At 63.0% G+C, this 433-nt stretch carries 1 pseudogene; it reads left to right on the forward strand.

The window, feature by feature from the left end:
• A pseudogene (locus tag AC3DEV_RS17205) lies at positions 1-178 on the forward strand (hypothetical protein); the annotation flags it as partial.
• Positions 179-433 lie beyond the last annotated feature (255 nt).

Here is a 433-nt window from a genome sequence, read left to right on the forward strand (position 1 = left end):
TGCGCAGGCGGGCGTGGCGGGGATCGTCCATCGCGAGGAAGGACATCGTCTTGTAGGCGTGGGTCGCAAGGGGATGGGTTTCGGGTCCGAGGTCGCCAGCAAGAAGGATCTCGACACGACCGACAACTTCAGCGAGGTCATGCCGGAGGACCTGGTGAAGTACGGGGTGCTTGCTGAGTCTCTGTCATGTCCACTCCTCCACTTCCTGTAGCTTCTGGGATGACGTAGATCACACTTTCTTCCTAAGGGGGTGGCAATGTCGTTGCACGCACCGACGTCGTCTCGGATCTGGTGGAGTCCCTGACCGGCCGAACTCGCACGGGGGGATGGCCGTCGACGCGCGCACGCACGCGCTTGCGGGTGTCCCCGTACCTGTGGATCCCCGTCCGGGGTGGGGTTCATCAGCCATTCGTAGCGCCACACCTCCTCGTAC

Source organism: Dietzia sp. IBK-p2-15D (assembly GCF_057773105.1).